The sequence below is a fragment of the Paraburkholderia sp. NMBU_R16 genome (genome assembly GCF_013282575.1).
In the GTDB taxonomy this organism is placed as follows: Bacteria; Pseudomonadota; Gammaproteobacteria; order Burkholderiales; family Burkholderiaceae; genus Trinickia.
This window is the reverse complement of sequence record NZ_JAAAYE010000132.1, coordinates 1-4,215: the sequence shown is the minus strand read 5'-3', so window position 1 is coordinate 4,215 and position 4,215 is coordinate 1. Positions and strand designations below refer to the sequence as shown.

The 4,215-nt window shown below is 57.7% G+C and carries 5 protein-coding genes and 2 pseudogenes; 2 read left to right on the top strand and 5 right to left on the bottom strand.

What is annotated here, in order from left to right:
* Nucleotides 1-181: 181 nt before the first annotated feature.
* A pseudogene (locus GWC77_RS27080) lies at nucleotides 182-580 on the top strand (transposase); the annotation flags it as partial.
* A gap of 276 nt (nucleotides 581-856) precedes the next feature.
* Here the strand turns inward: GWC77_RS27080 and GWC77_RS27075 are convergent.
* The 3 genes from GWC77_RS27075 to GWC77_RS27065 all read right to left on the bottom strand — a co-directional run bounded on the left by GWC77_RS27075 (nucleotide 857) and on the right by GWC77_RS27065 (nucleotide 1,821).
* Nucleotides 857-1,183, bottom strand: coding sequence for a type II toxin-antitoxin system RelE/ParE family toxin (locus GWC77_RS27075; RefSeq protein ID WP_254367209.1), 327 nt, complete (start codon nucleotides 1,181-1,183; stop codon nucleotides 857-859).
* Complete coding sequence (locus tag GWC77_RS27070) at nucleotides 1,180-1,455, bottom strand: CopG family ribbon-helix-helix protein (protein ID WP_094783063.1); 276 nt, start codon at nucleotides 1,453-1,455, stop codon at nucleotides 1,180-1,182. Before GWC77_RS27070 ends, GWC77_RS27075 begins: the two co-directional genes overlap by 4 nt.
* 66 nt (nucleotides 1,456-1,521) lie before the next feature.
* Nucleotides 1,522-1,821, bottom strand: a complete 300-nt coding sequence (locus GWC77_RS27065; protein ID WP_254367208.1) for a tyrosine-type recombinase/integrase — start codon at nucleotides 1,819-1,821, stop codon at nucleotides 1,522-1,524.
* Nucleotides 1,822-1,826: 5 nt separating this feature from the next.
* Here GWC77_RS27065 and GWC77_RS27060 point away from each other — a divergent pair.
* Nucleotides 1,827-1,952: pseudogene (locus GWC77_RS27060) on the top strand (IS6 family transposase); the annotation flags it as partial.
* A gap of 160 nt (nucleotides 1,953-2,112) precedes the next feature.
* On the opposite strand, the gene GWC77_RS27055 reads toward GWC77_RS27060, so the two are convergent.
* A complete protein-coding gene (locus GWC77_RS27055) occupies nucleotides 2,113-3,420 on the bottom strand; it encodes a hypothetical protein (RefSeq protein WP_173262377.1) in 1,308 nt (435 codons plus the stop codon).
* 678 nt (nucleotides 3,421-4,098) lie between these two features.
* A partial coding sequence (locus tag GWC77_RS27050) for an IS4 family transposase (protein ID WP_173259959.1) occupies nucleotides 4,099-4,215 on the bottom strand: 117 nt, incomplete at its 5' end.

Here is a 4,215-nt window from a genome sequence, read left to right as displayed (position 1 = left end):
GACATGCCGGGTTCCAACGTCTCTCTGATCACCTGCTGCTTGAATTCTTGCGCGTACGTGCGATGGGGATGGGCTCGGCCCCCTGCGTTCGACATGGCTGACTGGCTCCGTCAATCTAAACGCGCCCGTCATGCGTTGGAAAAATCAGCATCGGGAAACGGTCTGACCGAGCCGCTTACCCGTCGACAAGCAAGGCAATACGGTCGATTTCCTGCTGCGTGCCCATCGTGACAAGCTTGCCGCACGCCGTTACTTCGAGAAGGCGATCGACCAGAACGGCGAGCCCGAAACGATTACCGTCGATAAGAGCGGGGCCAATCTGGCCGCGCTCGAAGCGATCAACGCCCAGCGGCAGACACCGATCAAGGTACGGCAGAATAAATACCTGAACAACCTCATCGAGCAGGACCATCGTGCCATCAAACGCATCATCAAACCGATGATGGGCTTCAAGGATTTCCGGTGCGCGCGCATCATCCTGGCCGGCATTGAGATCATGCACATGATCCGCAAAGACCAAATGAAGGGTGACCACGCCACTCGAACGGTCGCCGCGCAGTTCTATTCGCTGCTTATCTAAGGACTCCTACGCGAATCGCCGCTTGCTCGTCATGGCTCCGTTATCGCGACACAACCCCACCAGATGCCACCAGAGCGGCGTCAGCGGCCTTCACACGCTCGGTTGGACTCATGGCCTTGCCTGTCACCGGACGGCCCCTGTTGCGCTTCGCTTCGGTCATTCTCTCTACCTGCAATAAAGGCCGCTCGTGCGGCCAGTGCGTGTCATCAGTCGATTCACGGTTGCCCGCCACAGCGGGCAGCAATGAAGCAGCAAAATGGTCTGTCGGCCCTTTCGTCAGCGGTCCTGCCGCGTGTCCCACACCCGAAGGATCGCAATGCTCGTCGGAGTCGGCTCGTAGGCGGGGATGATCTCGTAGTGGATCTCATAGTCCCCGTGGAGGCACACGTCCTTGTGAACCTCTCGGGCCGGGGGACCCTCCCAACCGTCCAGTTCCTCCCCGATGCGGTGGTGCAGTTGGGCACCCAAGGATTTTGCCTCGACGTTCAGCGCCTTCACGGTCTCACGCGCCTTGACCGCTCCGTTGAGCATCTTTTCGAACTCATAGATGGTCAGCAGATCCGACGCGGCCTTGCTGGTGAACACGACCGGGACGGCCATCATTCACCAACCTTCGGCAAGGGAAGCTCATGATCGGTGCCCAAGCTGTCGGCCCAGCGCTCCATCGCGTCCATCGAGAGCAGCCTGCCCGCAGTCACGTCGTCCAAGCCTTCTTGAATCATCTGACGCTCACGCTCCGCTCGGGCGAGGTAAGCCACTACCGCCTTGCGAACGATCCATTGCTTCGAGCGATCCAATTTCGTCGCCAAGTCGTCCATGCGGGCCACCAGATTCACCGGCAGTTGAGCCGTCACTGTCTTCAACGCTTCCGCCATTGCACACCCCATCTCTTGCGTTTCAATACGACCTATTGTATCGCAATAGTTCTTGGCGCGCTGCCTTCATAGCACGTCGCAGAACATCTGCCTGAGCCTTCTATCGGACACGGCCAAGTAGGGCAAAACGTGGTCCAGTTCGGCATGGCCTAGAAGCTGCCGCACTGTCTCGATATCGTGCCCTTGCTCAACGAGGTTACTTGCGAACGAGCGTCGGCCCGAATGGGACGATCCGCCGCGTATCCCCGCATCCTTGTAGAGCTTTGTGATGTGCGATTGAAGGCTGTCACACGCGGAGTAGTCGACCTGCGGCTCTGTCGCATTAACGAGGACGAGTAGAATCGGTCGAACGGAAACGCACGGCATCGATGATGGCAAAGACGAAGAACGCTCGCTCAACGTTACCCACCGGCGCGGGCAGCGTGCTGAAGCGGCTGCATTATCCGCTGGAGGTGATTTTGCTGTGCGTACGCTTGCTCGTCATCGCTTCGTTATCGCGACACAACCCATGCCTGGGCTTCCAGCAGGACGGACCGCGATTCTATTACTCCCGTCTTTCGTTTGCCTATCCGTGCACCAACGCCCTCAAAAATGCATAGTTGCGTCCGCAACCAAATGGGCGCATACCCTTCTGAACAAAGCCCAATCAGTTGAAGTTTACATTCTGCGCAAGAGCATTCTCGACTGTTCCAAGATTGATAGGCCATCGGCTTTTGCGAGTCGGTGCTCTTTGAAATCCTGATGGGCATCCTGCGGGATCTTAAGGAGTTCTCGCTCTGTGTCGTCCGGCGCTCTGCTGCGAAATGTCGCCGCCACCGCAGCGAGCCGCTTCGCGTACCTTTCCGCTGTTAGTCGCTCGTCCTGATTCTTCGTGGTTTTCCCAAGCTGCCCCCTCATGTCTCGCAGCACGCTGAGCCCTTGCTCGCGGGCAGCTGAGCGTTGGATGAGGTCGTCCATCGCACGCACTCGATCCTGGTTCACGCTACGCCCAGCGTCCGAAGCCTCCTGAAGCAAATGACGCTTCTGTTCCAACGCTCGGCGTTTCTGCATAGACAGAAGAAGGCGAAATACCAAACGCTCATCCTTCGGTGCCGCTAGACGACGGGGTAACCGATAGGTTGCAGGCAATACCTTTTGGGTAAATGTTTGGACCGCTTGCTCATAATAGTCTGGGATGGCATGGTATCCGGAAATACCCGTTGCGACTGGCGGACGACCAAAAAGTTGGGCCGGCAACCCGAGACGTAGTTGAGTCAAGCCACGCGCCGAGTAATTGTACTTACCCATTTTGTCCATCAGCGAATCGAGCGGGCGACCCTTGTAGTTTAACGTGACCGCGAGCGCGTTCTGTGGGAGGCCGCTTAGGCCGGACGCTGAGCGCTGCGCACGATTGAGCAGTTGCGGATCAACCAGGACGATCGGAGTGGTGCGCACCGGCTCATGCACGGCAGCAAGCTGCGCCATGAAGGACTGAACCACTCCGCCCCCCAGCGAGAAACCGGCGGCGTGACGGACGCGATATTCCGGAAAGCACTCCAAGAAGTGCGCTACGACCTTGACTAGGCCGGGAATAGACTGATACACGCGGCCTTCTCGGCCAAATACAGTCGAGACGTGCTGCCATGCATGCTCACCCGTAGCGGTCGGCCCGAAATAAATCCTCAAATCTTTCTCGCCATTTTGATCTGCCGCACTCCCAATGAGTAGCATGACGGTCAGATCCATGGCCTTCCGGAAGACCGCCGCGGCCTTAACTAGCTCCGGGTCTTCGTGCTCACGGCAATAATCGAGAAAAACGTCCATTTCGGTAACCCGTGTGCGGGGGGTTTCATGAAATATCAGATCATCAGGAGATATCGACTCCCCCATCCACTCGAGCGGGTTGAATACATCGTTAAGTATCTCCTCGATCCTCGCGCGGTGCGTGGTTCCCGTTGTGTCGAGATTTAGCGCAGCGGCAATCATCTCGATCTGCTCAGAGTCGAGAGCCCTCAGCGTAGTCTGGGGGGCGTCCGTCAAATCAATGACACGAGCTTTCTTATGCGATGGAGCCAGGGAGCCGCGCCCCAGGAACGAACGTAGCGTGTTTACCGGGGTGGTGGGCGCACGATCTCTGCGCCCGCTCGAGTGCGACTCAAAGCGACAGGTCCAGGGACGGATGGAAGCAAGTTATTCGATCCGCCACCAGATGGGCGACGGCCACTTGGTGGCGGTGAGCCACCGATTCTGAGAGAAGAGGATGCGCCTGACCGCGCGTCGCCGGCACCCTCGGAATACCGGTTGACGTGAGATGCGTGGCGTTGAATGCTCGACATTGATTTGTTCCTCACGAAAATGGGTTCTGATAATCATGTGGCCAGCCTATGCCGTCGAAGGGCTTTGTTCGGCAGCGTACATATCCAGCTGGTTGAGGACGCAATTAAACCTTTTTGATGCGCCGCGTCTGACCAAGGCGGTTCATTGATTGATCAGGCTGGCGATCGCGTTTTGTCGCGATAACGGAGAGGGGACAACTTTGATCGATATTGGGTGTGGTTCAAATCAGGGTTACACTTCGAACGCCGCGACCCTTTGCCTGCTGGGCTCCGTCTGAATATGTATGGTGACGCGCAATTGACCAACCACGTGCCTGACCGCATTCCATTACACACAAGTCTGCTGCTCGAGCTCACGCGCGTATCTGATACCAGCAGCAAAATCCACCACGCGCTGCATGCCTAGCCAGATGGTCTTGACGCCAGGCTCGCCGTCGCCTTTGCG